Annotated in this window: 26 protein-coding genes and 1 riboswitch; of the genes, 21 read left to right on the forward strand and 5 right to left on the reverse strand. The window is 60.1% G+C overall.

Annotation, left to right across the window (positions count from 1 at the left end):
- Position 1: 1 nt before the first annotated feature.
- From cbiB to pduF, 4 genes are all read right to left on the reverse strand, one after another.
- A complete protein-coding gene (gene cbiB / locus ACKLKD_RS00900; protein WP_087804622.1) occupies positions 2–961 on the reverse strand; it encodes an adenosylcobinamide-phosphate synthase CbiB in 960 nt (319 codons plus the stop codon).
- Positions 958–2334: a cobyrinate a,c-diamide synthase gene (locus ACKLKD_RS00905; protein WP_025713325.1), complete on the reverse strand. Its 1377-nt coding sequence runs from the start codon at positions 2332–2334 to the stop codon at positions 958–960. Before ACKLKD_RS00905 ends, cbiB begins: the two co-directional genes overlap by 4 nt.
- Positions 2335–2426: 92 nt before the next feature.
- Positions 2427–2605, reverse strand: a riboswitch (cobalamin riboswitch).
- 280 nt (positions 2606–2885) lie between these two features.
- Positions 2886–3797 carry a transcriptional regulator PocR gene (gene pocR / locus ACKLKD_RS00910; RefSeq protein ID WP_080897069.1) on the reverse strand — a complete coding sequence of 304 codons (912 nt, stop codon included), beginning with the start codon at positions 3795–3797 and terminating at the stop codon, positions 2886–2888.
- Between the two features lie 203 nt (positions 3798–4000).
- Positions 4001–4810 (reverse strand): propanediol diffusion facilitator PduF, encoded by an 810-nt coding sequence (pduF, locus tag ACKLKD_RS00915; RefSeq protein WP_025711335.1) that lies wholly within the window; start codon positions 4808–4810, stop codon positions 4001–4003.
- 524 nt (positions 4811–5334) lie between these two features.
- On the opposite strand from pduF, the gene pduA reads away from it, so the two are divergent.
- The 21 genes from pduA (at position 5335) to ACKLKD_RS01020 (ending at position 22099) form a co-directional block, all read left to right on the forward strand.
- Positions 5335–5619, forward strand: a complete 285-nt coding sequence (gene pduA, locus ACKLKD_RS00920) for a propanediol utilization microcompartment protein PduA (protein WP_025711334.1) — start codon at positions 5335–5337, stop codon at positions 5617–5619.
- The gene (gene pduB / locus ACKLKD_RS00925; protein ID WP_087804624.1) at positions 5616–6428 is read left to right on the forward strand and encodes a propanediol utilization microcompartment protein PduB; all 813 of its coding nucleotides are present in this window, start codon (positions 5616–5618) and stop codon (positions 6426–6428) included. Before pduA ends, pduB begins: the two co-directional genes overlap by 4 nt.
- A gap of 18 nt (positions 6429–6446) precedes the next feature.
- On the forward strand, positions 6447–8111 hold the full coding sequence (pduC, locus tag ACKLKD_RS00930) for a propanediol dehydratase large subunit PduC (protein ID WP_080924644.1): 1665 nt from the start codon (positions 6447–6449) through the stop codon (positions 8109–8111).
- A 10-nt stretch (positions 8112–8121) separates the two neighbouring features.
- Positions 8122–8811, forward strand: a complete 690-nt coding sequence (pduD, locus tag ACKLKD_RS00935; protein WP_025711331.1) for a propanediol dehydratase medium subunit PduD — start codon at positions 8122–8124, stop codon at positions 8809–8811.
- Positions 8812–8825: 14 nt separating this feature from the next.
- The gene (pduE, locus tag ACKLKD_RS00940; protein WP_025711330.1) at positions 8826–9350 is read left to right on the forward strand and encodes a propanediol dehydratase small subunit PduE; all 525 of its coding nucleotides are present in this window, start codon (positions 8826–8828) and stop codon (positions 9348–9350) included.
- A gap of 12 nt (positions 9351–9362) precedes the next feature.
- Entirely contained in the window at positions 9363–11195 is a 1833-nt protein-coding gene (locus ACKLKD_RS00945; protein ID WP_087804626.1) for a diol dehydratase reactivase subunit alpha, read from the forward strand.
- Positions 11185–11535, forward strand: a complete 351-nt coding sequence (locus tag ACKLKD_RS00950) for a glycerol dehydratase reactivase beta/small subunit family protein (RefSeq protein WP_087804628.1) — start codon at positions 11185–11187, stop codon at positions 11533–11535. Before ACKLKD_RS00945 ends, ACKLKD_RS00950 begins: the two co-directional genes overlap by 11 nt.
- Before the next feature lie 18 nt (positions 11536–11553).
- Complete coding sequence (pduJ, locus tag ACKLKD_RS00955; protein ID WP_002915806.1) at positions 11554–11829, forward strand: propanediol utilization microcompartment protein PduJ; 276 nt, start codon at positions 11554–11556, stop codon at positions 11827–11829.
- Positions 11830–11850: 21 nt separating this feature from the next.
- Positions 11851–12297 carry a BMC domain-containing protein gene (locus ACKLKD_RS00960; RefSeq protein WP_087804630.1) on the forward strand — a complete coding sequence of 149 codons (447 nt, stop codon included), beginning with the start codon at positions 11851–11853 and terminating at the stop codon, positions 12295–12297.
- Positions 12297–12929: a phosphate propanoyltransferase gene (locus ACKLKD_RS00965; protein WP_025711325.1), complete on the forward strand. Its 633-nt coding sequence runs from the start codon at positions 12297–12299 to the stop codon at positions 12927–12929. The genes ACKLKD_RS00960 and ACKLKD_RS00965 overlap by 1 nt, the downstream gene beginning before the upstream one ends.
- Complete coding sequence (pduM, locus tag ACKLKD_RS00970) at positions 12926–13417, forward strand: microcompartment protein PduM (RefSeq protein WP_087804688.1); 492 nt, start codon at positions 12926–12928, stop codon at positions 13415–13417. Before ACKLKD_RS00965 ends, pduM begins: the two co-directional genes overlap by 4 nt.
- Before the next feature lie 3 nt (positions 13418–13420).
- Complete coding sequence (locus tag ACKLKD_RS00975; RefSeq protein WP_025711323.1) at positions 13421–13696, forward strand: EutN/CcmL family microcompartment protein; 276 nt, start codon at positions 13421–13423, stop codon at positions 13694–13696.
- A gap of 10 nt (positions 13697–13706) precedes the next feature.
- Positions 13707–14723 carry a two-domain cob(I)yrinic acid a,c-diamide adenosyltransferase PduO gene (pduO, locus tag ACKLKD_RS00980; protein WP_087804632.1) on the forward strand — a complete coding sequence of 339 codons (1017 nt, stop codon included), beginning with the start codon at positions 13707–13709 and terminating at the stop codon, positions 14721–14723.
- A complete protein-coding gene (gene pduP / locus ACKLKD_RS00985) occupies positions 14720–16105 on the forward strand; it encodes a CoA-acylating propionaldehyde dehydrogenase PduP (protein WP_087804634.1) in 1386 nt (461 codons plus the stop codon). The genes pduO and pduP overlap by 4 nt, the downstream gene beginning before the upstream one ends.
- An 11-nt stretch (positions 16106–16116) precedes the next feature.
- Positions 16117–17229 (forward strand): 1-propanol dehydrogenase PduQ, encoded by a 1113-nt coding sequence (pduQ, locus tag ACKLKD_RS00990; protein ID WP_087804636.1) that lies wholly within the window; start codon positions 16117–16119, stop codon positions 17227–17229.
- On the forward strand, positions 17226–18578 hold the full coding sequence (locus ACKLKD_RS00995; RefSeq protein ID WP_025711319.1) for a 4Fe-4S dicluster domain-containing protein: 1353 nt from the start codon (positions 17226–17228) through the stop codon (positions 18576–18578). The genes pduQ and ACKLKD_RS00995 overlap by 4 nt, the downstream gene beginning before the upstream one ends.
- Before the next feature lie 2 nt (positions 18579–18580).
- Positions 18581–19135 carry a propanediol utilization microcompartment protein PduT gene (gene pduT / locus ACKLKD_RS01000; RefSeq protein ID WP_087804639.1) on the forward strand — a complete coding sequence of 185 codons (555 nt, stop codon included), beginning with the start codon at positions 18581–18583 and terminating at the stop codon, positions 19133–19135.
- Positions 19135–19485, forward strand: a complete 351-nt coding sequence (gene pduU / locus ACKLKD_RS01005; protein WP_002915850.1) for a propanediol utilization microcompartment protein PduU — start codon at positions 19135–19137, stop codon at positions 19483–19485. The genes pduT and pduU overlap by 1 nt, the downstream gene beginning before the upstream one ends.
- A 4-nt stretch (positions 19486–19489) precedes the next feature.
- A complete protein-coding gene (pduV, locus tag ACKLKD_RS01010) occupies positions 19490–19942 on the forward strand; it encodes a propanediol utilization protein PduV (RefSeq protein ID WP_025711315.1) in 453 nt (150 codons plus the stop codon).
- A complete protein-coding gene (locus ACKLKD_RS01015) occupies positions 19927–21141 on the forward strand; it encodes an acetate/propionate family kinase (RefSeq protein WP_025711314.1) in 1215 nt (404 codons plus the stop codon). The genes pduV and ACKLKD_RS01015 overlap by 16 nt, the downstream gene beginning before the upstream one ends.
- Before the next feature lie 91 nt (positions 21142–21232).
- A complete protein-coding gene (locus tag ACKLKD_RS01020; RefSeq protein ID WP_132312320.1) occupies positions 21233–22099 on the forward strand; it encodes an L-threonine kinase in 867 nt (288 codons plus the stop codon).
- 3 nt (positions 22100–22102) lie between these two features.
- On the opposite strand, the gene cobD is transcribed toward ACKLKD_RS01020, so the two are convergent.
- Positions 22103–23179 carry a threonine-phosphate decarboxylase CobD gene (cobD, locus tag ACKLKD_RS01025; RefSeq protein ID WP_087804643.1) on the reverse strand — a complete coding sequence of 359 codons (1077 nt, stop codon included), beginning with the start codon at positions 23177–23179 and terminating at the stop codon, positions 22103–22105.
- Positions 23180–23191: the final 12 nt, after the last annotated feature.

The raw sequence follows: 23191 nt of genomic DNA on the forward strand, positions 1-23191 counted from the left end.
CTCAGGCTGCGCCGACCAGCCAGTAGCGCACGCCGATAAACAGCGCCAGCGCCAGGGTTGACGCCACCCACATCAATCGAATGGTTCGGGAAATATCGCCCACCGCGATGTCGCGGACGGCGTCGCCTATCCAGGGCTTTTCAACGCGCTGGCCGAAGTAATCGTTCGGGCCGCCAAGGCGGATCCCCAGCGCGCCGGCGACGGTCGCTTCCGGCCAGGCACAGTTAGGACTGCTGTGCTGATAGCGATCGCGCCAGCCCGTGCGCAGCGCCCGGGCGCCATCTTCCCGACATAGCACCGCGGCAAGGCTGAACAGCAGCCAGCTCAGCCGGGCGGGAAGGAAGTTGGCCACATCATCAAGACGGGCGCTGACCATGCCGATCGCCCGGTATTTTTCGTGTTTGTAGCCGACCATGGAATCGAGGGTGTTGACCGCTTTATAGGCCATGGCCAGCGGCGCACCGCCAAGGAGCAGAAAAAAGAGCGGCGCGATAATGCCATCCACCGTGTTTTCCGCCACGGTCTCCACCACCGCACGGTTGATCTGCGCAGGCTGGAGCTGAGAGGTGTCGCGCCCGACAATCCAGGAGAGCTTATGCCGGCTTTCGGCGAGATCCCCGGCCTGCAGCGGCCGGGCCACCGCCATCGCCGACTGCGCCAGGCAGCGCCCCGCCAGCGCAGTGAAGATCATCCACACCTCCACCAGCCATCCGAGCCAGGGATGGATCCCCCGCGCCAGCGCCAGTGCGCCCCAGGCCACACCCCATGTCAGCCCGGTCACCACCAGCCACATCACCCCGCCGCCGATACGCAGCGCCCGATCGCTATGGCAGACACGCCGCACCACGCGCTGGCTGACGGTAATCAGGCGGCCTATCCAGCGCACCGGGTGCGGCCAGTGCGGCGGATCGCCAATGACGACATCAAGTATCCAGGCCACACACCAGGCGAGAAGGGTCATTGCGCCCTCCTTGCTGCCCGCAGCCAGTGGTTGAGCATGGTGGGACGCTGGGCAAAGTGGACATGGAGATAGCTGGCAAAGGCGCTGCCGGACTGCCATCCTCCCTGCCACTGCTGGAGCGTCTTACCATCACGCTGTTTACGGCAGGCCAGTACGGCAGCGGTGGCGGGAGAAAAATCGGAGTAATGAAATTCATGGCCACGCAGCCACTCGCCGGGCGCGGCCAGCAGCGTCTGCTGCTGTGCCTGCGCTTCGCAGTAGCCGAACCGGGTCAGACGCGTCCCCATTCGGCTGTGTCCGGGAATAATATCCGCCATCGCGTAGCGCTCGCCACCGGTGACCTCCAGGGTCGTGCCCAGATACATCAGGCCGCCGCACTCGGCGTAGATTGCCACTCCGCGCCGGTGCGCCGCGCGAAGCTGCGCCAGCATCTCGTGGTTGGCAGACAGCCCGGCCGCGTGCAGCTCCGGGTAGCCGCCGCCGAGCCAGATCATCTGGCAGGCCGGAAGCTGGCGATCGCGCAGTGGGCTAAAGCGCACAATCTTCACGCCGCAGCGCGCCAGCAGCGCCAGGTTATCAGGGTAATAAAAATTGAAGGCCTCATCGTCGGCGAGGGCCAGCGTCAGTCCTTCGCCGGCATCGGCGGCAAGCGTCTCCCCCCACTCGCCCACCGGCAAGGTCGCTAGTTCGCTGATGGCCAGCAGCCGGTCTATGTCGAGGGTGCGCCCCAGCTGGCTGGCAAAATCCCGCCATGCCTGCTGATTGACCACCGACTCGCGGGCGGTGACCAGCCCCAGATGCCGCTCGGGCAGCGCTACGCCTTCCACGCGCGGCACATAGCCGAGCACTGGCACCTGACAGTAGCGCTCAATGGCGCTTTTCAATAGCTGGAAGTGCGCGTCGCTGTTAACGCGATTGACGATAACGCCGGCAATGTTGAGGGCAGGATCAAAGTGCTGAAAGCCCATCACCGTGGCGGCGATGGAGGTCGACACCGCTTTGCCATCGACCAGCAAAATCACCGGGCAGCCAAGCTGCTTAGCCATCGCCGCGCTGCTGCAATAGTTGGGGTCGGTGCCGTAGCCGTCATACAGGCCCATCACCCCCTCGATAACCGCGATGTCGGCCTGCTGCAGCTGTTCGGTAAACAGCGCGTTGAGTATCGGGGTGGGAAGCATAAAGCTGTCGAGATTGCGGGAGGCGACGCCGCTGATGGCGGTGTGCCAGGCGGTGTCCAGGTAATCAGGCCCTACTTTACAGGGTTGCACCCGCATACCGCGCTGTTGGAGCAAGCTGAGCAGGCCGAGCGTAACGGTGGTTTTGCCACAACCGCTGCCGGTACCCGCAAGAATGAACGCACGCCTGGTTACCATACCCTGTCCTGTCCAGGTGGTCAGGGTATAGCTGCACGCATGCCTGGTCCTGCGACCACGCACCGCTAAGCCACCCACTTCCCACCGAAGTTGTTGGTCAGTTACCGGCAGGCAGGTCTTCTGGCTTAGCCTCGTTCTCGCCCGCCCTTCCCAATCTTTCGATCAGTGGTTTTTGCGGGGTCGTCAGCATCACAGCAGCGGGGGCTGCGGGGGATTTACACCCCCTTCCCTGACACCTGGTTGGTGTCGAACCTGTCGGTTTTTTTCGCCGATGCGCCCTGCATCGACGGCTAATGCTTTATGTTTTGTTTTACCGTTTCATCACTCGTCACAATGACGTCAGTGAGGGAAACCGGTTTGTAATAATCAGTAGTCTCGAATTAACGGACACTCTATCCCATCACAAAAATAAAAACTGGTGTAGTTTATCCCTCGAATATCACTATTTTGTTGCGCTATGACAATTTATTGCTCTACTGTCGTTGTTTTCATTTTATAATGATGAAGATACGCCGGGATATCAAAAATCGGCAATAACAAAATATTGCCATTTAAAATGACTCAGTTTGTGATCCCGCATTAATTTGCTGACGAAATGCCTGCGGCGTGACCTGATAGGTCTGGCGAAACACTTTGCAAAAATAGCTGGTTTGCGAAAAACCTAAATTCCGCGCGATGCTGGCAATGCTCCAGTCGCTGTGGCATAGCAGCTCTTTTGCGCTCGCCATTCGCTGCTGATTGATCCAGGCGTTAAAGCCGATCCCCTGATATTTTTTAAACAATTTACTGAAATAGTATGGGCTAAGATAGACGTGCGCCGCCACATCCTCCAGACGCAGTTCATCGGAGAGATGCGCGTCGATATAGCGCAGCGCCTTCTTCATTTTGCCGTCGTGCGGCGAGGGCGCCCGGTTGCTTTGCGCCGGGTCGTTCTGTGACGGATTATCTTTGATGACCACGAAATTAAGCTGTTTTTTCAGACAATTTTCCACAATCAACTTTAGCAAATCCGCCGAGGCGATAACCCGGGAATAGTCCATCTCAGGCACATTGCGGAACGCCTGAACCAGCGCCGGATCGTTCTGCCAGCGGTCATCAACGTTCAGGATATCAACCAGTTCAACATCATTGCTCAGACGAACCTGACCACAGAGCACGAAGCCGACCAGGTGGCCGGCGATCACCAGCGGTATGGAAAAATCGGTTAAGCCCGCGTGGCAGCGGTAGATGCACAGTTGGTCATTTTTCGAGGCTTCCAGTCCGCCGCAGCGGTCGCTCATGCGACAGCGTCCGCTGTGCTCCGGGTGCTGACGCATCAGCTGGCAAAACGGCGTGAAATTAAACAGTTCAGAAATCTCATCACCGTGAATATTGACGACCACAACCGCCAGACTGGTGGCTTGCGCAAAATCCTGTGCGATTTTATTGATGAGTTCTGAGTTCAGGGTACTCGCAGAAATCATGATAAAACCCCTCAGTTAATTTTTTGTTATAAATAAAACATATTTTTCATATTTACCTTTTTTAGCATCAGATCCCGTCGACGATAAAAAAGTGCATTGACAATAACAAAAGTCTCCCAACCCGGGGAGACTTTTTGAGCGGTTCGTGATATCGGTTCATGAAAATAGCCTGGCTATTTCACTGATACATTCCTTCTATGACGTTAACGCGTATTTTCTTCCTCCACACAGGTATGACAGGGCAGATTATTGGCAATGAGAAAACGATAAATTGCAGCGCCGAGGCAGGCCCCCAACAACGGCGCGATGACAGGCACGATAAAATAGGGAATATCTCTTCCCCCGGTCATGGCGATATTGCCCCACCCGGCAAGCCAGGTGAACAATTTCGGACCAAAATCGCGCGCTGGATTCATCGCGAAGCCGGTAAGTGGCCCGGTCGAGGCACCGATCACCGCCACCAGTATACCAATCAACAGCGGCGCCAGTGGCCCCTTGGGTACGCCGTTACCATCATCGGTGAGCGCCATGATCATTCCCATCAGCATCGAGGTGATTACCACCTCCACCAGCGCCGCATGCCAGACGCTCAGCTCAGGCGCTGGATAAGTACTGAAAATGCTGGCCAGCTGCAGGCTTTCCAGGCTGCCGCGCACCATATGATGCACCGTTTCAAAGTGCGTAAACAGGGTGCTGTAAAGTATCCAGGCCAGTACAGCGCCGCCAAACGCGCCGGCGACCTGAGCCACGATATAAGGCACCACTTTTCTGCCCGGGAAGCAGGCAAACAGCCACAGCGCCACGGTGACCGCGGGGTTAAGGTGCCCCCCCGAAATGCCGGCGGTCAGATATACCGCCAGAGAAATACCCAGTCCCCAGATAATACAGATCTCCCACAGCCCCAGGCTGGCGCCGGTCAGTTTCAGGGCGCTCAGGCAGCAGATACCAAAAAACAGAAACAGCCCGGTGCCTAAAAACTCGGCAATGCATTGCGCGCGTAAAGAACCATTCATTGTGACACCTCGTGACGAAGTTCGTGTCCAGGCCAGCCAACCATCCGCTGGCTCGTTGGGTACGGCGAGGCCCACTATAGAAACCGGCGGCGGCAAAGTGTTGGCATCCTGCTAAAAACAGGCGGCGTAAAGTCGCCGAAGAAGAATAATTTATTGCTCTTAACTGATCTTTCTTTTCAGCATTGACAAGCCATGAAGGGATATTTCAATGCCCTTTTCAATAATAAAAAATTGCGAAATCAACATGTTTATTTTCCAACAAATATCACATCACGCCTAAACTCGCATAACAAAAAAAATTAAAAAAAGCATTCATAAAAATGTAAATACGGAGTAAGCAGTGCAAAATAATCACATTAATAATGAAGTTAAAATCATTTAAAAACAAATACATAAAATAAATAACTTTAATTTTATACTATCAGAAAACCACTATTTTTTTACTCTTCACCATCAACTCAGCCATTCTTTTTCGCCGCCGCGCCATATAGTTTCCCCACTGGAACATACCCTGCGAGGTCTTTATGCAACAAGAAGCATTAGGAATGGTAGAAACCAAAGGCTTAACCGCAGCCATAGAGGCCGCTGACGCAATGGTTAAGTCGGCTAACGTCTTATTAGTTGGCTATGAAAGGATCGGTTCAGGCCTGGTGACCGTCATCGTTCGTGGCGACGTGGGGGCCGTAAAAGCCGCCACCGACGCCGGTGCCGCCACAGCCCGCCATGTGGGCGAGGTGAAAGCCGTACACGTTATTCCCCGCCCCCATACCGATGTTGAAAAAATCTTACCGAAGGGGAATAGCCAATGAGCAGCAATGAGCTGGTTGAACAGATCATGGCGCAAGTAATAGCCCGTGCGGCAACGCCAGAGCAGCAGGCGCTTCCCGATACCCCCCATCCCACAGGAGAGACGGCTATGGCAGAGAAAAGCTGCAGCTTAACGGAATTTGTCGGGACCGCCATTGGCGACACCCTCGGACTGGTCATCGCCAGCGTGGATGCCGCGTTGCTGGAAGCGATGAAGCTTGAAAAACGCTATCGCTCTATCGGCATCCTCGGCGCCCGCACCGGCGCCGGCCCGCACATTATGGCCGCTGATGAAGCGGTAAAAGCTACCAATACCGAAGTGGTCAGCATTGAGCTTCCTCGCGACACCAAAGGCGGCGCCGGCCATGGCTCGCTGATTGTGTTGGGCGGGAACGATGTTTCCGACGTCAAACGCGGTATTGAGGTCGCACTGAAAGAGCTGGACCGTACTTTCGGCGATGTCTACGGCAACGAGGCGGGTCATATCGAGCTGCAGTATACCGCGCGCGCCAGTTATGCCCTTGAAAAAGCCTTCGGCGCTCCGCTGGGCCGCGCCTGCGGCATTATCGTCGGCGCCCCGGCGTCTGTCGGCGTGCTGATGGCTGATACTGCGCTGAAATCAGCCAACGTCGAGGTGGTGGCTTACAGCTCACCGGCGCACGGCACCAGCTTCAGCAACGAAGCCATCCTGGTGATTTCCGGCGACTCCGGCGCGGTGCGCCAGGCGGTGATCTCCGCCAGAGAGATCGGCAAAACCGTACTAGCGACGCTGGGCGCGGAACCGAAAAACGATCGCCCCTCCTACATTTAATACCCGCGAGGCTGATTCATGAGATCGAAAAGATTTGAAGCACTGGCGAAACGCCCTGTGAATCAGGATGGTTTCGTTAAGGAGTGGATCGAAGAGGGTTTTATCGCGATGGAAAGCCCTAACGATCCCAAACCCTCTATTCGCATTGTCAATGGCGCAGTGACCGAACTCGACGGCAAACCGGTTGCCCAGTTCGACCTGATTGACCACTTTATCGCACGCTACGGCATTAATCTCGCCCGGGCCGAAGAGGTCATGGCGATGGATTCGGTCAAGCTCGCCAACATGCTCTGCGATCCGAACGTTAAACGCAGCGACATCGTCCCGCTCACCACCGCGATGACCCCGGCGAAAATCGTCGAAGTGGTGTCGCATATGAACGTGGTAGAGATGATGATGGCGATGCAAAAAATGCGCGCCCGCCGCACGCCATCCCAGCAGGCGCATGTCACCAATATCAAAGATAATCCGGTACAGATAGCTGCCGATGCCGCCGAAGGCGCATGGCGCGGCTTTGACGAGCAGGAGACCACCGTCGCCGTGGCGCGCTACGCGCCGTTCAACGCCATCGCCCTGCTGGTCGGTTCACAGGTAGGCCGCCCCGGCGTGCTCACCCAATGTTCGCTGGAAGAAGCCACCGAGCTGAAACTGGGCATGCTGGGCCACACCTGCTATGCCGAAACCATTTCGGTCTACGGCACGGAGCCGGTATTTACCGATGGCGATGACACTCCGTGGTCAAAAGGCTTCCTCGCCTCCTCCTACGCTTCACGCGGCCTGAAAATGCGCTTTACCTCCGGCTCCGGCTCTGAAGTGCAGATGGGCTATGCCGAAGGTAAGTCCATGCTTTATCTCGAAGCGCGCTGCATCTACATCACCAAAGCCGCCGGGGTACAAGGCCTGCAGAATGGCTCCGTCAGCTGCATCGGCGTGCCGTCCGCCGTGCCGTCGGGGATCCGCGCCGTACTGGCGGAAAACCTGATTTGCTCGGCACTGGATCTGGAGTGTGCCTCCAGCAACGATCAAACCTTTACCCACTCGGATATGCGACGTACCGCGCGCCTGCTGATGCAGTTCCTGCCTGGTACCGACTTTATCTCCTCTGGTTACTCAGCGGTGCCGAACTACGACAACATGTTCGCCGGTTCCAATGAAGATGCCGAAGACTTCGACGACTACAACGTGATCCAGCGCGACCTGAAGGTCGATGGCGGCCTGCGGCCGGTGCGTGAAGAGGACGTGATCGCCATTCGTAATAAAGCCGCCCGTGCGCTGCAAGCGGTATTTGCCGGCATGGGTTTGCCACCAATTACGGATGAAGAAGTGGAGGCCGCCACTTACGCCCACGGTTCAAAAGATATGCCTGAGCGCAATATCGTCGAGGACATCAAGTTCGCCCAGGAGATCATCAACAAGAACCGCAACGGCCTGGAAGTGGTGAAAGCCCTGGCGAAAGGCGGCTTCCCCGATGTCGCCCAGGACATGCTCAATATTCAGAAAGCCAAGCTCACCGGCGACTACCTGCACACCTCCGCCATCATCGTCGGCAAGGGCCAGGTGCTCTCGGCCGTGAATGACGTGAACGATTATGCCGGTCCGGCAACAGGCTACCGCCTGCAAGGCGAGCGCTGGGAAGAGATTAAAAATATCCCGGGCGCGCTCGATCCCAATGAACTTGGCTAAGGGGTGAAAAATGGAAATTAACGAAAAGCTGCTGCGCCAGATTATCGAAGAGGTGCTGGTGGAGATGAAAACAGGCGCTGATAAGCCGGTCTCCTTTAACGCGCCTGCGGCTTCTGTCGCCTCTACCGCGTCGGTCGCCGTTGCGCCTGTGTCCGGCGACAGCTTCCTGACGGAAATCGGCGAAGCCAAACCCGGCACACAGCAGGATGAAGTCATTATTGCCGTCGGGCCGGCGTTTGGTCTGGCGCAGACCACCAATATCGTCGGCATTCCGCATAAAAATATCCTGCGCGAACTGATCGCCGGTATTGAGGAAGAAGGCATCAAAGCGCGGGTGATCCGCTGCTTTAAGTCTTCTGATGTTGCCTTCGTGGCGGTGGAAGGCAACCGCCTGAGCGGTTCCGGCATCTCTATCGGTATTCAGTCGAAAGGCACCACCGTCATCCACCAGCGCGGCCTGCCGCCGCTCTCCAATCTGGAACTCTTCCCGCAGGCACCGCTGCTGACGCTGGAAACCTACCGCCAGATTGGCAAAAACGCCGCCCGCTACGCCAAACGCGAGTCGCCGCAGCCGGTGCCGACGCTTAACGATCAGATGGCTCGTCCCAAATACCAGGCGAAGTCGGCCATTTTGCACATTAAAGAGACCAAATACGTGGTGACGGGCAAAAACCCGCAGGAACTGCGCGTGGCGCTTTAACAAAGGAAAACCCGATGAATACCGACGCAATTGAATCCATGGTACGCGACGTGCTGAGCCGGATGAACAGTCTGCAGGACGAGACGACGGTCGCACCAGCCGCGCCGACAAACGACGCCGCTCGGCAGCCTAAAGTCAGCGACTACCCGTTAGCCACCCGCCATCCGGAGTGGGTCAAAACCGCCACTAACAAAACGCTCGATGACCTGACGCTGGAGAACGTATTAAGCGATCGCGTTACGGCGCAGGACATGCGCATTACCCCGGAAACGCTGCGCATGCAGGCGGCAATCGCTCAGGATGCCGGACGCGATCGGCTGGCGATGAACTTTGAGCGGGCCGCAGAGCTGACCGCGGTTCCTGACGACCGGATCCTTGAGATCTACAACGCCCTACGCCCATACCGTTCCACCCAGGCGGAGCTACTGGCGATCGCTGATGACCTCGAGCAGCGCTACCAGGCTCGACTCTGCGCCGCCTTTGTTAGGGAAGCGGCCGGGCTGTACGTCGAGCGTAAAAAACTGAAAGGCGACGATTAACAGGGGGCAAGCATGCGCTATATCGCTGGCATTGATATTGGCAACTCATCGACAGAGGTCGCCCTGGCGACGGTTGATGACGCAGGTGTGCTGAACATCCGCCACAGCGCGCTGGCTGAAACCACCGGAATTAAAGGCACATTACGTAATGTGTTCGGTATTCAGGAGGCGCTAACCCAGGCGGCAAAAGCGGCAGGCATTCAGGTCAGCGATATCTCGCTTATTCGCATTAACGAAGCCACGCCGGTCATTGGCGATGTGGCGATGGAGACCATTACGGAAACCATCATCACCGAGTCCACCATGATCGGCCACAACCCGAAGACACCCGGCGGCGTCGGACTGGGGGTCGGTATCACCATAACGCCAGAGGCGTTGCTGTCCTGCTCCGCGGACACGCCCTATATTCTGGTGGTCTCCTCGGCCTTTGACTTTGCCGATGTCGCTGCGATGGTCAATGCGGCGACGGCAGCGGGCTATCAGATTACCGGCATTATTTTGCAGCAGGATGACGGCGTGCTGGTTAATAACCGGCTACAGCAACCGCTGCCGGTGATCGACGAAGTTCAGCATATCGACCGCATTCCACTTGGCATGCTGGCGGCCGTCGAGGTCGCTTTACCCGGTAAGATCATCGAAACACTCTCGAACCCCTACGGTATTGCCACCGTTTTCGATCTCAACGCCGAAGAGACCAAAAATATCGTGCCAATGGCGCGGGCGCTGATTGGCAATCGCTCGGCCGTGGTGGTGAAAACCCCCTCCGGCGACGTCAAGGCGCGGACTATTCCGGCAGGTAATTTGCTGCTTATGGCTCAGGGGCGCAGCGTACAGGTTGATGTTGCCGCCGGTGCGGAAGCCATCATGAAGGCGATCGACGGCTGCGGCAAACTGGACAACGTCGCGGGGGAAGCGGGCACCAATATCGGCGGCATGCTTGAGCACGTGCGCCAGACCATGGCGGAGCTCACCAATAAGCCAGCTCAGGAGATCCGCATTCAGGATCTGCTGGCCGTTGATACGGCGGTGCCGGTCAGCGTGACCGGCGGCCTGGCAGGTGAGTTCTCGCTGGAGCAGGCGGTGGGTATCGCCTCCATGGTTAAGTCGGATCGCCTGCAGATGGCCCTGATCGCCCGTGAAATTGAGCACAAACTGCAAATCACGGTTCAGGTGGGCGGCGCCGAGGCAGAAGCGGCCATTCTTGGGGCGCTCACCACTCCCGGCACTACGCGCCCGCTGGCAATCCTCGATCTCGGCGCCGGGTCGACCGACGCCTCAATTATCAATGCGCAGGGAGAGATCATCGCTACTCACCTGGCCGGCGCCGGCGATATGGTCACGATGATCATTGCCCGCGAGCTGGGGCTTGAGGACCGCTATCTGGCGGAAGAGATCAAAAAATACCCGTTGGCAAAAGTCGAAAGTCTGTTTCATCTGCGTCATGAAGACGGCAGCGTACAGTTTTTTCCGTCGGCCTTACCGCCGGCTGTATTTGCCCGCGTCTGCGTGGTGAAACCGGATGAACTGGTTCCCCTGCCTGGCGATCTGCCGCTGGAGAAAGTGCGCGCCATTCGTCGTAGCGCCAAATCACGCGTCTTTGTCACCAACGCCCTGCGGGCGTTACGCCAGGTGAGCCCTACCGGCAATATTCGCGACATCCCGTTCGTGGTGCTGGTGGGCGGCTCGTCCCTCGATTTTGAAATCCCCCAGCTGGTCACCGATGCGCTGGCGCACTACCGGCTGGTTGCCGGGCGCGGCAACATCCGCGGCTGTGAAGGGCCGCGCAATGCGGTCGCCAGCGGATTGCTCCTTTCCTGGCAAAACGGAGGCATACATGGAGAGTAGCGTACTCGCCCCCGCCATCGTCATTGCCGTCACTGGCGAATGCAGCGAACAGTGGCGAGATGTCCTGCTGGGCATTGAAGAGGAAGGCATTCCTTTTGTTCTGCAGCCACAGACCGACGGCGATCTTGTCCATCACGCCTGGCAGGCGGCGCAGCGTTCGCCGCTGCAGGTGGGGATCGCCTGCGACCGGGAGCGGCTCATCGTGCACTACAAAAATTTACCCGCATCAACTCCGCTGTTTTCGCTGATGTATCACCAGGACAGGCTGGACCGGCGAAACACTGGCAACAATGCGGCTCGTCTCGTCAAAGGGATCCCATTTCGGGATCGCAATGCTTAATCCACAGGAGAACGCAGTATGAATAACGCACTAGGACTGGTTGAAACGAAAGGCCTGGTTGGCGCCATTGAAGCCGCTGATGCAATGGTGAAATCCGCCAACGTGCAGTTGATTGGTTACGAAAAAATTGGCTCCGGTCTGATTACCGTAATGGTTCGCGGAGACGTCGGCGCGGTCAAAGCCGCCGTTGACGCCGGGAGCGCGGCGGCCAGCGTGGTCGGCGAGGTCAAGTCCAGCCATGTGATCCCGCGCCCACATAGCGATGTTGAGGCCATTCTGCCGAAATCTGTCTGACCCTGAAAAAAGGAGCACCGCGTGAAGCAATCACTGGGATTACTTGAGGTCAGCGGCCTGGCTCTGGCCATCACCTGCGCCGACGCCATGGCGAAATCGGCCGCCATCACGCTGCTCGCCCTGGAAAAGACCAACGGTTCCGGCTGGATGGTGGTGAAGATCGCCGGTGATGTGGCCTCTGTCCAGGCGGCGGTGATGACCGGGGCCGAACTCGCCGAACGGCAGCAGGGGCTGGTGGCACAGAAGGTTATTGCCAGGCCTGGTGAAGGCCTGCTGCCAGCCCGCGTCCAGGCGCCTTCACCCGCGCCTGACATCGCCGTGACGGAGGAGAACACGGCCCCCACAGATACCCCCTCCCACTCTACGGAGCTGGTGACCTGCAACCTGTGCCTGGACCCGCACTGCCCGCGACAAAAAGGCGATCCCCGCTCGCAGTGCCTGCACGCCGGTAAACGAGGTGACGCGTAATGGATAAACAACAGCTGGCTTCGACAGTCAACAAAGTTCTGGATGAGATGCGCCAGCGTCCCATCCCCATTGGTATCTCCAGTCGCCATATCCATTTATCGGCGGCGGACTACGCCAGGCTTTTTCCCGCGCAGCCCATCCAGCCGAAAAAAGCGCTGCTGCAGCCAGGACAATATGCTGCAGAGCAGACGGTGACTTTGGTTGGCCCCAAAGGGCGATTAAATAACGTGCGCCTGCTCGGCCCTTTGCGCCAGACCAGCCAGGTGGAAATCTCACGCACCGACGCCCGGACCCTCGGTATCGCCGCGCCGCTACGCATGTCCGGCAATCTGCAGGACACGCCGGGGATCCGCCTGATTAGCCCGTTTGCCGAACTGGAATTGCGTAGCGGGACGATCGTCGCCCAGCGACATATTCATATGTCGCCGCTTGATGCGTTGATCCTGCGCGTCGCCCATGGCGATAGCGTCGCGGTGGCGATCGAAGGCAGCGACAGGCGGCTTATCTTCGACAACGTGGCGGTCCGCGTAGCCCCGGATATGCGCCTTGAGATGCATATTGATACTGACGAAGCTAATGCGGCAGGCGCTGACGCTGCGCAGGCATGGGCCAGGCTGGTGACGAAGCCATGAACCACGAGATGCTGCAGCGTATCGTCGAGGAGGTCGCCGCCCGCCTGCGCCGTCGCGCCCTCAGTACGGCCACGCTCAGCGTGGCCCAGCTCGGCGAAGCGGATATCCACAGCCTGCTGTGCCAGCACGCTTCGCTGCGCATCGTGCAGGTGGATTTACCGCTGCTGGAGCAGCTTGCCGGCCAGCGTGCGCTGACGGCAGCCGGTTGCGCGTTGCATGAGGCCATGGCCTGGGGCGTTCGGGTACAGCTAACGCTGCTTCCCGCACTGCTCCCCGCGCTGGCGGTGAAAAAACTCGCCCGCTTGCCGCTGACGCTCAGCGACCCGCTTGGCCAGCCCGTCAGGCTTCACGCCGCATCGGTGGTCACCTACGCCGATGTAGCCCGCCTCCACGGAGGTTATCTGGTACTGCGCCGCCGCCCCATTATTACCGCCCTCGCCCGCGAAGCGGCCGTCGCGCGGCATGTTCAATTAATTAAGCAGGAGTGAACTATGCATCTGGCACGCGTGACCGGCGCCGTCGTCTCGACGCAAAAGTCCCCCTCACTGAACGGCAAAAAACTGCTGCTGGTTCGCCGGGTAAGCGCGGACGACGACCATCCGATTCTAGCCACAAGCGGTGATGAAGTGGCGGTAGATTCGGTTGGCGCTGGCGTCGGCGAGCTGGTGCTGCTCTGCAGCGGCTCGAGCGCACGCCACGTCTTCAGTGGCCCGAATGAAGCCATCGATCTTGCCGTCGTGGGCATTGTTGACTCACTTTCACGCTAAGGGGGCGCCTGTGGCTATCTATACCCGAACCGGCGATGCCGGCAGTACATCACTCTTTACCGGCCAGCGGGTTAGCAAGACGCATCCGCGCGTCGAAGCTTACGGCACGCTGGATGAACTGAACGCCATACTGAGCCTGTGCGTCTGCGCCGTCGCTGAAGAGAAACATCGCACCCTGCTCGAAGCCCTGCAGCAGCACATTTTCTGGTTCAGCGCAGAACTTGCCAGCGACAGCGAACAGCCATCACCCGACCAGCGCTATATCAGCAGCGAAGAGATTGCCCTGCTGGAGCAGACGATCGATCGCGAGATGGCCTGCGTGCCGGCGCTGCACCAGTTTGTGTTGCCCGGACGCTGCGAAGCCGCCAGTCGCCTGCACCTGGCCCGCACCGTTGCCCGTCGGGCGGAACGCCGGCTGGTAGAGCTGGCGGCAGAGGTCACCATCCGTCAGATTCTGCTTCGTTATCTGAATCGCTTATCTGACTGTCTGTATGCGCTGGCGCGCGGCGAGGATCATGCCGATCACCAGCGTCGGCTCGTCGCGGAGATTGCGGCCCGCTATCTGACCGCCAGCGGGTCGCTTTCGCCCGACGCGCCCGAAGCACAACCCGGCTCGCTCTCCTTCCACGAGCTGCATCAGCTTATACGGCAGGCCATCGAACACGCCCGCCAGCTACAGGTGCCGGTGGTGGTGAGCATCGTTGACGCACACGGCACCGAAACCGTGACCTGGCGAATGCCCGATGCGCTGCTGGTCAGTAGCGAGCTGGCGCCGAAGAAAGCCTGGACCGCCGTCGCCATGAAAACCGCGACCCACGAACTCGCGGCGACCGTACAGCCAGGCGCTGCGGTGTACGGTCTGGAGAGCCATCTACAGGGAAAAGTCGTCACCTTTGGCGGCGGTTATCCGCTGTGGCGCGATGGCCAGCTGATAGCCGGCCTCGGTATTAGCGGCGGCAGCGTCGAGCAGGATATGGCTATTGCACAGGCTGCCATGGCGGCCATTAACGTGAGAACACATCAATGAATACAGCAGAACTGGAAACCCTTATCCGCACCATCCTCAGCGAAAAGCTCGCTCCTGCAATCGCCTCTCAGGATCAGCAGGGCATTTTCCGTGACGTCGGCAGCGCCATCGACGCCGCTCATCAGGCTTTTATCCGCTATCAGCAGTGTCCGCTAAAAACCCGTAGCGCCATTATCAGCGCCCTGCGGGAGACGCTGGCTCCTGAGCTGGCGACACTGGCGGAAGAGAGCGCCACAGAGACGGGCATGGGCAACAAAGAAGATAAGTATCTGAAAAATAAAGCTGCCCTTGAGAACACACCGGGCATTGAAGATCTCACAACCAACGCCCTAACCGGCGATGGCGGGATGGTGCTGTTTGAGTACTCACCGTTTGGCGTCATTGGCGCCGTGGCGCCCAGCACCAACCCAACAGAAACCATTATCAATAACAGTATCAGCATGCTGGCGGCAGGTAATAGCGTCTATTTCAGCCCTCATCCCGGCGCGAAAAAGGTCTCGTTAAAGCTTATCGCCAGGATCGAAGAGATCGCCTACCGCTGCAGCGGCATCCGTAACCTGGTGGTAACCGTTGCCGAACCGACCTTTGAAGCCACCCAGCAGATGATGTCCCACCCGCGGATTGCCGTTCTGGCTATCACCGGCGGTCCTGGGATTGTGGCGATGGGTATGAAAAGCGGTAAAAAAGTGATCGGCGCTGGCGCTGGCAATCCGCCGTGCATTGTTGATGAAACCGCCGATCTCGTCAAAGCCGCGGAAGATATCATCAGCGGCGCCTCCTTCGATTACAACCTGCCCTGTATCGCCGAAAAAAGCCTGATCGTCGTCGCCGCGGTCGCTGACCGCCTGATCCAGCAAATGCAGGATTTTGACGCGCTGCTGCTGAGCCGACAGGAGACCGATACCCTGCGCGCCGTCTGCCTGCCCGACGGCGCGGCGAATAAAAAACTGGTCGGTAAAAGCCCGGCTGCGCTGCTGGCGGCGGCCGGTCTCGCCGTTCCGTCGCGCGCCCCTCGCCTGCTGATAGCCGAGGTGGAGGCGAACGACCCCTGGGTGACCTGCGAGCAGCTGATGCCGGTGCTGCCGATCGTTCGGGTCGCTGACTTTGACAGCGCCCTGGCGCTGGCCCTGCACGTCGAGGAGGGTCTGCACCACACCGCCACCATGCATTCGCAGAATGTCTCGCGGCTCAATCTGGCGGCACGCACGCTACAGACCTCCATCTTTGTCAAAAATGGCCCGTCTTACGCAGGAATCGGCGTCGGGGGCGAAGGGTTTACCACCTTCACCATCGCCACACCAACCGGAGAAGGCACCACCTCCGCACGGACGTTCGCCCGCCTGCGGCGCTGCGTGTTAACTAACGGTTTTTCCATTCGCTAACCGGGGGCGCCATGCACACCTTTTCTCTGCAAACGCGCCTCTACAGCGGCCCGGGCAGCCTGGCCGCGCTGCAGCGCTTTAGCCATCAGCACATCTGGATCGTCTGCGACGGCTTCCTGGCTCGCTCACCGCTGCTTGACCGGCTGCGCGCCGCGCTGCCCGCCAGCAACCGCGTCAGCGTGTTCAGCGATATTACGCCGGATCCGACCATTCACACCGTAGCGAAAGGGATAGCGCAGATGCATTCCCTGCGTCCACAGGTGGTGATCGGCTTCGGCGGCGGCTCAGCAATGGACGCCGCCAAGGCTATCGTCTGGTTCAGTCAGCAGGGCGGGCTGCCTGTCGACACCTGCGTGGCGATCCCCACCACCAGCGGTACCGGTTCGGAAGTAACCAGCGCCTGCGTCATCAGCGACCCGGAAAAAGGGATCAAGTACCCGCTGTTCCATGAGGCACTCTGTCCCGACATGGCGATCCTCGACCCGACGCTGGTGGTCAGCGTACCGCCCACGATCACAGCCCATACCGGGCTGGACGTGCTAACCCACGCGCTTGAGGCATGGGTATCGCCGCAGGCCACCGACTTTACCGATGCGCTGGCGGAAAAAGCCGCCAGGCTGGTGTTTCGCGCCCTGCCCGTTGCGGTTCGCCATGGCGACTGCGTCGCGACCCGCAGTAAAATGCACAATGCCTCAACCCTTGCCGGCATGGCCTTTAGCCAGGCTGGCCTTGGGCTCAATCATGCTATCGCCCATCAGCTTGGCGGCCAGTTTCACCTCCCCCATGGCCTGGCCAACGCGCTGCTGCTGACCGCAGTGATCCGCTTCAACGCCGGCGAGCCGCGAGCGGCGAAGCGCTATGCGCGCCTGGCCAGGGCCTGCCGGTTCTGCCCGCCCGAAGCTGGCGAGCAGGAGGCTTTCCAGGCGCTGATCGCCGCGGTGGAAATGCTGAAACAACAGTGTGCCATTCCCACCCTCAAGGGCGCCTTGCAGGAAAAATATCCCCTGTTCTTATCGCGAATTCCCGCCATGGTGCCGGCCGCGCTGGCCGACGCCACCCTGCGCACCAACCCGCGCCCGGCCGATGGCGCGGCCATTGCGCAACTGCTGGAGAGCCTGCAATGAGTGAAGCGATAGTGCCACTACCAGACATGGACGCGGCGGAGATCCGCGAGCGCGTCCGGGCTGCCGGCGTCGTGGGAGCCGGTGGCGCAGGCTTTCCGACCCACATCAAACTGCAGGCCCAGGTGGACACCGTGCTGGTGAACGCCGCCGAATGCGAACCGATGCTGAAGGTTGATCAACAGCTGATGGCGCAACAGGCTGACCGACTGATTCGCGGCCTGGGTTACGCGATGACCGCCACCGGTGCCCGGGAAGGGATCATTGCCCTGAAGGCGAAATATGCTGCGGCGATTGCGGCCTTAACCCCGCGGCTCCCGGAATGGGCCCGGCTGCATATTCTGCCTGACGTCTATCCGGCCGGGGATGAGGTGCTCACTATCTGGCTGGCAACGGGGCGCCGCGTGCCGCCTGCCGCGCTGCCGGTCAGCGTCGGCGTGGTGGTCAATAACGTGCAGACGGTACTCAATATCGCCAGAGCCGTGGAGCAGGGCTATCCGGTGACTCGCCGGACGTTGACCGTCAATGGCGCCGTCGCCCGTCCGCTGACGCTGACCGTACCGCTGGGCATGTCGCTGCGCGAGGTGCTGGATCTGGCCGGCGGCGCGACGGTTGACGATCCAGGGTTTATCAACGGCGGACCGATGATGGGCTCGCTTATTACCTCCCTGGAGACACCGGTCACCAAAACCACCGGTGGGCTGCTGGTACTCCCGGGCAATCATCCACTGATCCAGCGACGGCGGCAGGATGAGCGAACGCTGCTCGCCATCGCCCGCACCGTCTGTGAACAGTGCCGTTTATGCACAGATTTATGCCCCCGGCACCTGATCGGTCATGAGCTTTCCCCTCATCTGCTGGTGCGGGCGGTGAACTATCGCCAGGCGGCCACCCCATCGCTGCTGCTCAGCGCCCTGACCTGTTCGGAGTGCAACGTTTGCGAGAGCGTCGCCTGCCCGGTGGGTATTTCACCCATGCGCATCAACCGTCTGTTGAAACGTGAACTGAGGGCGAAAAATCTGCGCTACGAAGGACCGTTGCGTCCGGCGGACGAGATGGCGAAGCATCGCCTGGTGCCGGTCAAACGGCTCATTAGCAAGCTGGGGCTTGATCCCTGGTATCAGGAGGCGCCGCTAACGGCGGTCGAACCGGGGGTGACCTGCGTCACCCTGCCCCTGCGCCAGCATATCGGCATCAGCGCCGTGCCCTGCGTCGCGCCGGGAGAACAGGTGACGCGTGGCCAGCTGCTGGCAGATATCCCTGCCGACGCCCTCGGCGCGCCGGTACACGCCAGTATTGACGGCCTGGTCTCCGCCATCACGGAGCAGGCCATTACGCTTGTAAGAGGTTAATCATGACCCAGGCTATCGGAATTTTAGAACTGACCAGCATCGCCAGGGGCATAGAGTTAGGCGACGTCATGCTGAAAAGTGCGAACGTACAGCTCCTGCTCTGCAGAACCCTTTGTCCCGGAAAATACCTGCTGATGCTCGGCGGCGACGTCGGCGCCGTGCAGCAGGCAATCGCCGCCGGTACCGCGCGCGCCGGGGAAATGCTGGTGGACAGCCTGGTGCTGGCCAACATTCACCCCAGCGTACTGCCGGCGATCAGCGGCCTCAACGTGGTCGAGCAGCGTCAGGCGGCGGGGATCGTCGAAACCTGGAGCGTGGCGGCGTGCATCAGCGCCGCCGACCGCGCGGTGAAAGCGGCCAACGTCACCCTGGTGCGCGTCCATATGGCGTTCGGTATCGGCGGCAAGTGTTACATGGTGGTAGCTGGCGATATCGCTGATGTCGACAACGCCGTCACGGTGGCCAGCGACAGCGCAGGCGAGAAAGGATTACTGGTTTACCGGGCAGTGCTCCCGCGACCACACGACGCGCTGTGGCAACAGCTGATGGAGGGATAATGGAACCGCAAACCCCTACCGAACGCATGATCCAGGAGTATGTCCCGGGTAAACAGGTCACTCTGGCGCATCTCATCGCCAATCCGGGCAAAGATCTGTTCAAAAAGCTGGGCCTGCCGGACGCGGTCTCCGCTATCGGCATCCTTACTATTACCCCCAGTGAGGCATCAATTATCGCCTGCGACATCGCCACCAAATCCGGCGCGGTGGAGATCGGCTTTCTCGATCGCTTCACCGGCGCGGTGGTGTTGACCGGCGATGTCTCCGCGGTGGAGTACGCGCTCAGGCAGGTCACACGCACCCTTGGTGAGCTGATGCGCTTCACCGCCTGCCCAATTACCCGGACCTGAGCCCATGAAACGCCTGATGCTTATCGGACCCAGCCAGTGCGGCAAAACCTCGTTGACCCAGGTATTGCGTGGCGAAACGCTGCGTTATCAAAAAACGCAGGCCATCGTCTGGACGCCGGCCGCAATCGACACCCCCGGGGAATATCTGGAAAACCGCTGCCTGTACAGCGCGCTGTTAACCAGCGCCTGCGAGGCCGATGTCATCGCGCTGGTGCTGAATGCCGATGCGCCCTGGTCACCCTTTTCTCCGGGGTTTACCGCCCCAATGAACCGCCCGGTTATCGGGGTGATCACCAAAGCCGATTTGGCCGCTCCGCCCCGTCTGGAACAGGTCCGGGCATGGCTCGAGGCGGCAGGAGCCGAACATATCTTTATCACCAGCGCGTTAACCGGTGACGGGCTTGATGACCTGCTCGCCTGCCTGAATACAGAGGAATATCAATGTCATATAAAATAATGGCGATTAACGCCGGCAGCTCTTCCCTGAAGTTTCAGTTGCTTAACATGCCGCAGGGGGCGTTGATCTGTCAGGGATTGATCGAACGTATCGGCCTGCCCGAGGCCCGCTTTACGCTGAAAACGCCGGCGCAGAAATGGCAGGAGACGCTGCCCATCGCCGATCACCACGAGGCAGTGACGCTGCTGCTGGAGGCGCTGACCGGCCGCGGGATCCTGAGCAGCCTGCAGGAGATAGACGGTGTTGGCCACCGCGTCGCCCACGGCGGCGAACGCTTCAAAGACGCCGCGCTGGTCTGCGACGACACCCTGCGGGAGATCGAACGCCTGGCGGAGCTGGCGCCATTGCATAACCCGGTCAATGCGCTGGGCATTCGTCTCTTTCGCCAGCTGCTGCCGGCGGTACCGGCGGTGGCGGTTTTTGATACCGCTTTTCACCAGACCCTGGCGCCGGAGTCCTGGCTCTATCCCCTGCCCTGGCGCTATTACGCCGAGCTGGGCATTCGCCGCTACGGTTTTCACGGCACCAGCCATCACTATGTCAGCAGCACGCTGGCGGAAAAGCTGGGCGTACCGCTGAGCGCCCTGCGGGTAGTGAGCTGCCATCTGGGCAATGGCTGCAGCGTCTGCGCCATCAAAGGCGGGCAGTCGGTGAATACCTCAATGGGCTTTACCCCGCAGTCCGGAGTGATGATGGGCACCCGCAGCGGCGATATCGATCCGTCGATTCTTCCCTGGCTGGTGGAGAAAGAAGGGAAATCCGCCCAGCAGCTCAACCAGCTGCTGAATAATGAATCTGGGCTGCTTGGCGTCTCCGGCGTGTCCTCTGATTACCGCGACGTTGAACAGGCAGCCGACGCCGGCAACGAACGGGCGGCACTGGCGCTGTCGTTGTTTGCCGAACGCATTCGCGCGACTATCGGCAGCTATATCATGCAGATGGGAGGTCTGGACGCGCTGATTTTTACCGGCGGCATAGGCGAGAATTCCGCCCGGGCGCGGGCGACGATCTGCCGCAATTTGCACTTTCTCGGCCTCGCGCTGGACGACGAGAAAAACCAGCGGAGCGCGACCTTTATTCAGGCGGATAATGCGCTGGTCAAAGTCGCGGTGATCAACACCAATGAAGAGCTAATGATTGCCCGCGACGTCATGCGTCTTGCATTGCCGCAGGCGCGCGAGCTGGCGGTGTCGGCATAAACGACGTACCTCCTCTTGCGGAGAATCATGGTAACCGGCGGGTCGCCATGCCACTATGCGCCCTGGCGAAGGTAAGCGGAAAGGTGAAAACGTGGCAGTTGCACAATGTCCCGCCTCGTGCGGAGAACTTATCCAGGGCTGGATCCTCGGCAGCGAAAAGCTGGTCTCCTGCCCGGTGGACTGGTACAGCACCGTCGAGGTCGAGACCGGGGTGCCGCGAAAGGATGAGCGGCCGCTGTCGCGAGCAATGGTCGACCAGCTGCTGGCCCACTGGGGCTATCCTCCAGGGCTGAGCCAGCAGATCCGCATTACCCTGCACTCGACGATCCCGGTGGCCAAAGGGATGGCCAGCAGCACCGCCGATATCGCTGCCACCGCCGTCGCCACCGCCCATCATCTGGGCCATCTACTGGATGAGCCGACGCTGGCGCGCCTGTGCGTCGCGCTGGAGCCTACCGACAGCACCCTGTTTCGCCAGCTGACGCTGTTCGACCATAATACCGCCGCCACGCAAATCGCCTGTCCCCCTCCGCCAGCGCTCGACCTGTTAGTACTGGAGAGCCCGCTGACGCTGCGCACCACCGACTACCACCAGCTGCCGCGCGAGGCGGGTCTGTTGGCTAACGCCTCCCGGCTGCAGCTGGCGTGGGAGAAAGTACAGCAGGCCTGCCATTGCGGCAGCCCACAGCTGCTGGGCGAAGCGGCGACCATCAGCGCCGTCGCCAGCCAGCAGCTGTTGCCCAAACCGGGGTTTGACGCGCTACTGCAACTGGTGGAAAGCGCAGGATTGTATGGCCTTAATGTAGCGCACAGCGGCAGCGTCGTCGGCCTGCTGCTGGACCGCCGTCGTCATGACGTCGAATTTCTCCAATGGCGGCTGGCAGAGAGCGACATCGCCGCCCACTGGCCGCAGCAGCATCTGCTGGCGATGGTGCCCGGGGGCGTCACCCTGCAGTAGGCCTCAGGCCAGCGCCCGGCGCAGCGCCGCCAGCAGCTGGTCGTTTTCGCTGGCGCTACGGATCGCCACCCGGAAATAACGGCTATCCAACCCCGGGTAGTTGGCGCAGCTGCGGATCAGCACATGCTGGCGCAACAGGGCGTATTGCAGGTCAAGCCCTTGCCTGTCGCAGCGCGAGAACAGGTAGTTAGCACGCCCGGGCCACACGGTCAGCCCGGTAATCTCTTTCAGTCGTGAACAGAAACGCGCCCCCTCCTCCTGCAGCCATTGCCAGGTGGCCCGCTGATACGCCCGGTCCTGGAGGATGATCTCTCCGGCCAGGGCGGCATAGGCATTGATGGACCACGGCATTTGTCGCTCGCGCAGTCGGGCCACTGCCTGCGCGTCAGCGTTGAGCAGATAGCCGAGACGCAGCCCCGGAATAGCATAAAATTTGGTGAGCGAGCGCAGAACCCAGACGTGCGGGTACTGCGCCAGCAGGGGAATAAATCCCGGCTGGTCGGGCATAAAATCAAGAAAGGCCTCATCGAGGATCAGGCTGATATTCAGGGCCCGGCAGCGCTGCGCAATGGCTTCCAGCAGGCCCCGCTCCGGCAGCAGGCCGGTGGGGTTGTTCGGGGTGCAAAGAAACAGGCAGTCCAGCGCCGGAGTCAGGGCATCGAGGATGGCGTCAGTCAGCTGCCAGCCATCGCACTCCCGCAGGGCATACTCCACTACTTCGCAGTCCACCGTCTGCAGCGCCCGCCGGTACTCCGCGAAACCAGGAATGACGATCATCGCCCGTCGCGGCTTAAGGCCGTGGACGAGGGTGAAGATCGATTCAGTTTCGCCGTTGCCGGCGAGGATCTGCGCCGCCGGCAGCTGATGGTGGGCAGCCAGCGCCTGATGCAGCTGTTGATACTCGACGTCAGGGTAGCGTTCGGCGCAGCCTGGGTTGTCGATGATCGCCTGCCTGAGCGAGGCGGGCATCCCCAGCGGATTGATGTTGGCGCTAAAATCCAGCAGCTCGCCGGGCGCAATGCCCAGCAGGGCGGCGGCCTCGCGGGTGTTACCGCCATGGGCGCTTTTCAGTAAGGCCATGTCCCTTTCCTG

It is taken from the genome of Klebsiella sp. 10982 (genome assembly GCF_048589245.1).
GTDB classification, from domain to species: Bacteria; Pseudomonadota; Gammaproteobacteria; order Enterobacterales; family Enterobacteriaceae; genus Klebsiella; species Klebsiella quasivariicola.

Coding starts and splice junctions, on each gene's coding strand:
- pduQ (WP_087804636.1), top strand. CDS start 16,117: ATGCACACCTTTTCTCTGCAAACGCGCCTCTACAGCGGCCCGGGCAGC.
- ACKLKD_RS00975 (WP_025711323.1), top strand. CDS start 13,421: ATGCATCTGGCACGCGTGACCGGCGCCGTCGTCTCGACGCAAAAGTCC.
- pduV (WP_025711315.1), top strand. CDS start 19,490: ATGAAACGCCTGATGCTTATCGGACCCAGCCAGTGCGGCAAAACCTCG.
- ACKLKD_RS00995 (WP_025711319.1), top strand. CDS start 17,226: ATGAGTGAAGCGATAGTGCCACTACCAGACATGGACGCGGCGGAGATC.
- ACKLKD_RS01015 (WP_025711314.1), top strand. CDS start 19,927: ATGTCATATAAAATAATGGCGATTAACGCCGGCAGCTCTTCCCTGAAG.
- pduT (WP_087804639.1), top strand. CDS start 18,581: ATGACCCAGGCTATCGGAATTTTAGAACTGACCAGCATCGCCAGGGGC.
- pduA (WP_025711334.1), top strand. CDS start 5,335: ATGCAACAAGAAGCATTAGGAATGGTAGAAACCAAAGGCTTAACCGCA.
- pduU (WP_002915850.1), top strand. CDS start 19,135: ATGGAACCGCAAACCCCTACCGAACGCATGATCCAGGAGTATGTCCCG.
- ACKLKD_RS00950 (WP_087804628.1), top strand. CDS start 11,185: ATGGAGAGTAGCGTACTCGCCCCCGCCATCGTCATTGCCGTCACTGGC.
- ACKLKD_RS00905 (WP_025713325.1), bottom strand. CDS start 2,334: ATGGTAACCAGGCGTGCGTTCATTCTTGCGGGTACCGGCAGCGGTTGT.
- pduC (WP_080924644.1), top strand. CDS start 6,447: ATGAGATCGAAAAGATTTGAAGCACTGGCGAAACGCCCTGTGAATCAG.
- pduP (WP_087804634.1), top strand. CDS start 14,720: ATGAATACAGCAGAACTGGAAACCCTTATCCGCACCATCCTCAGCGAA.
- pduD (WP_025711331.1), top strand. CDS start 8,122: ATGGAAATTAACGAAAAGCTGCTGCGCCAGATTATCGAAGAGGTGCTG.
- ACKLKD_RS00965 (WP_025711325.1), top strand. CDS start 12,297: ATGGATAAACAACAGCTGGCTTCGACAGTCAACAAAGTTCTGGATGAG.
- pduB (WP_087804624.1), top strand. CDS start 5,616: ATGAGCAGCAATGAGCTGGTTGAACAGATCATGGCGCAAGTAATAGCC.
- cbiB (WP_087804622.1), bottom strand. CDS start 961: ATGACCCTTCTCGCCTGGTGTGTGGCCTGGATACTTGATGTCGTCATT.
- pduM (WP_087804688.1), top strand. CDS start 12,926: ATGAACCACGAGATGCTGCAGCGTATCGTCGAGGAGGTCGCCGCCCGC.
- pduJ (WP_002915806.1), top strand. CDS start 11,554: ATGAATAACGCACTAGGACTGGTTGAAACGAAAGGCCTGGTTGGCGCC.
- pduE (WP_025711330.1), top strand. CDS start 8,826: ATGAATACCGACGCAATTGAATCCATGGTACGCGACGTGCTGAGCCGG.
- cobD (WP_087804643.1), bottom strand. CDS start 23,179: ATGGCCTTACTGAAAAGCGCCCATGGCGGTAACACCCGCGAGGCCGCC.
- ACKLKD_RS00945 (WP_087804626.1), top strand. CDS start 9,363: ATGCGCTATATCGCTGGCATTGATATTGGCAACTCATCGACAGAGGTC.
- pduF (WP_025711335.1), bottom strand. CDS start 4,810: ATGAATGGTTCTTTACGCGCGCAATGCATTGCCGAGTTTTTAGGCACC.
- pocR (WP_080897069.1), bottom strand. CDS start 3,797: ATGATTTCTGCGAGTACCCTGAACTCAGAACTCATCAATAAAATCGCA.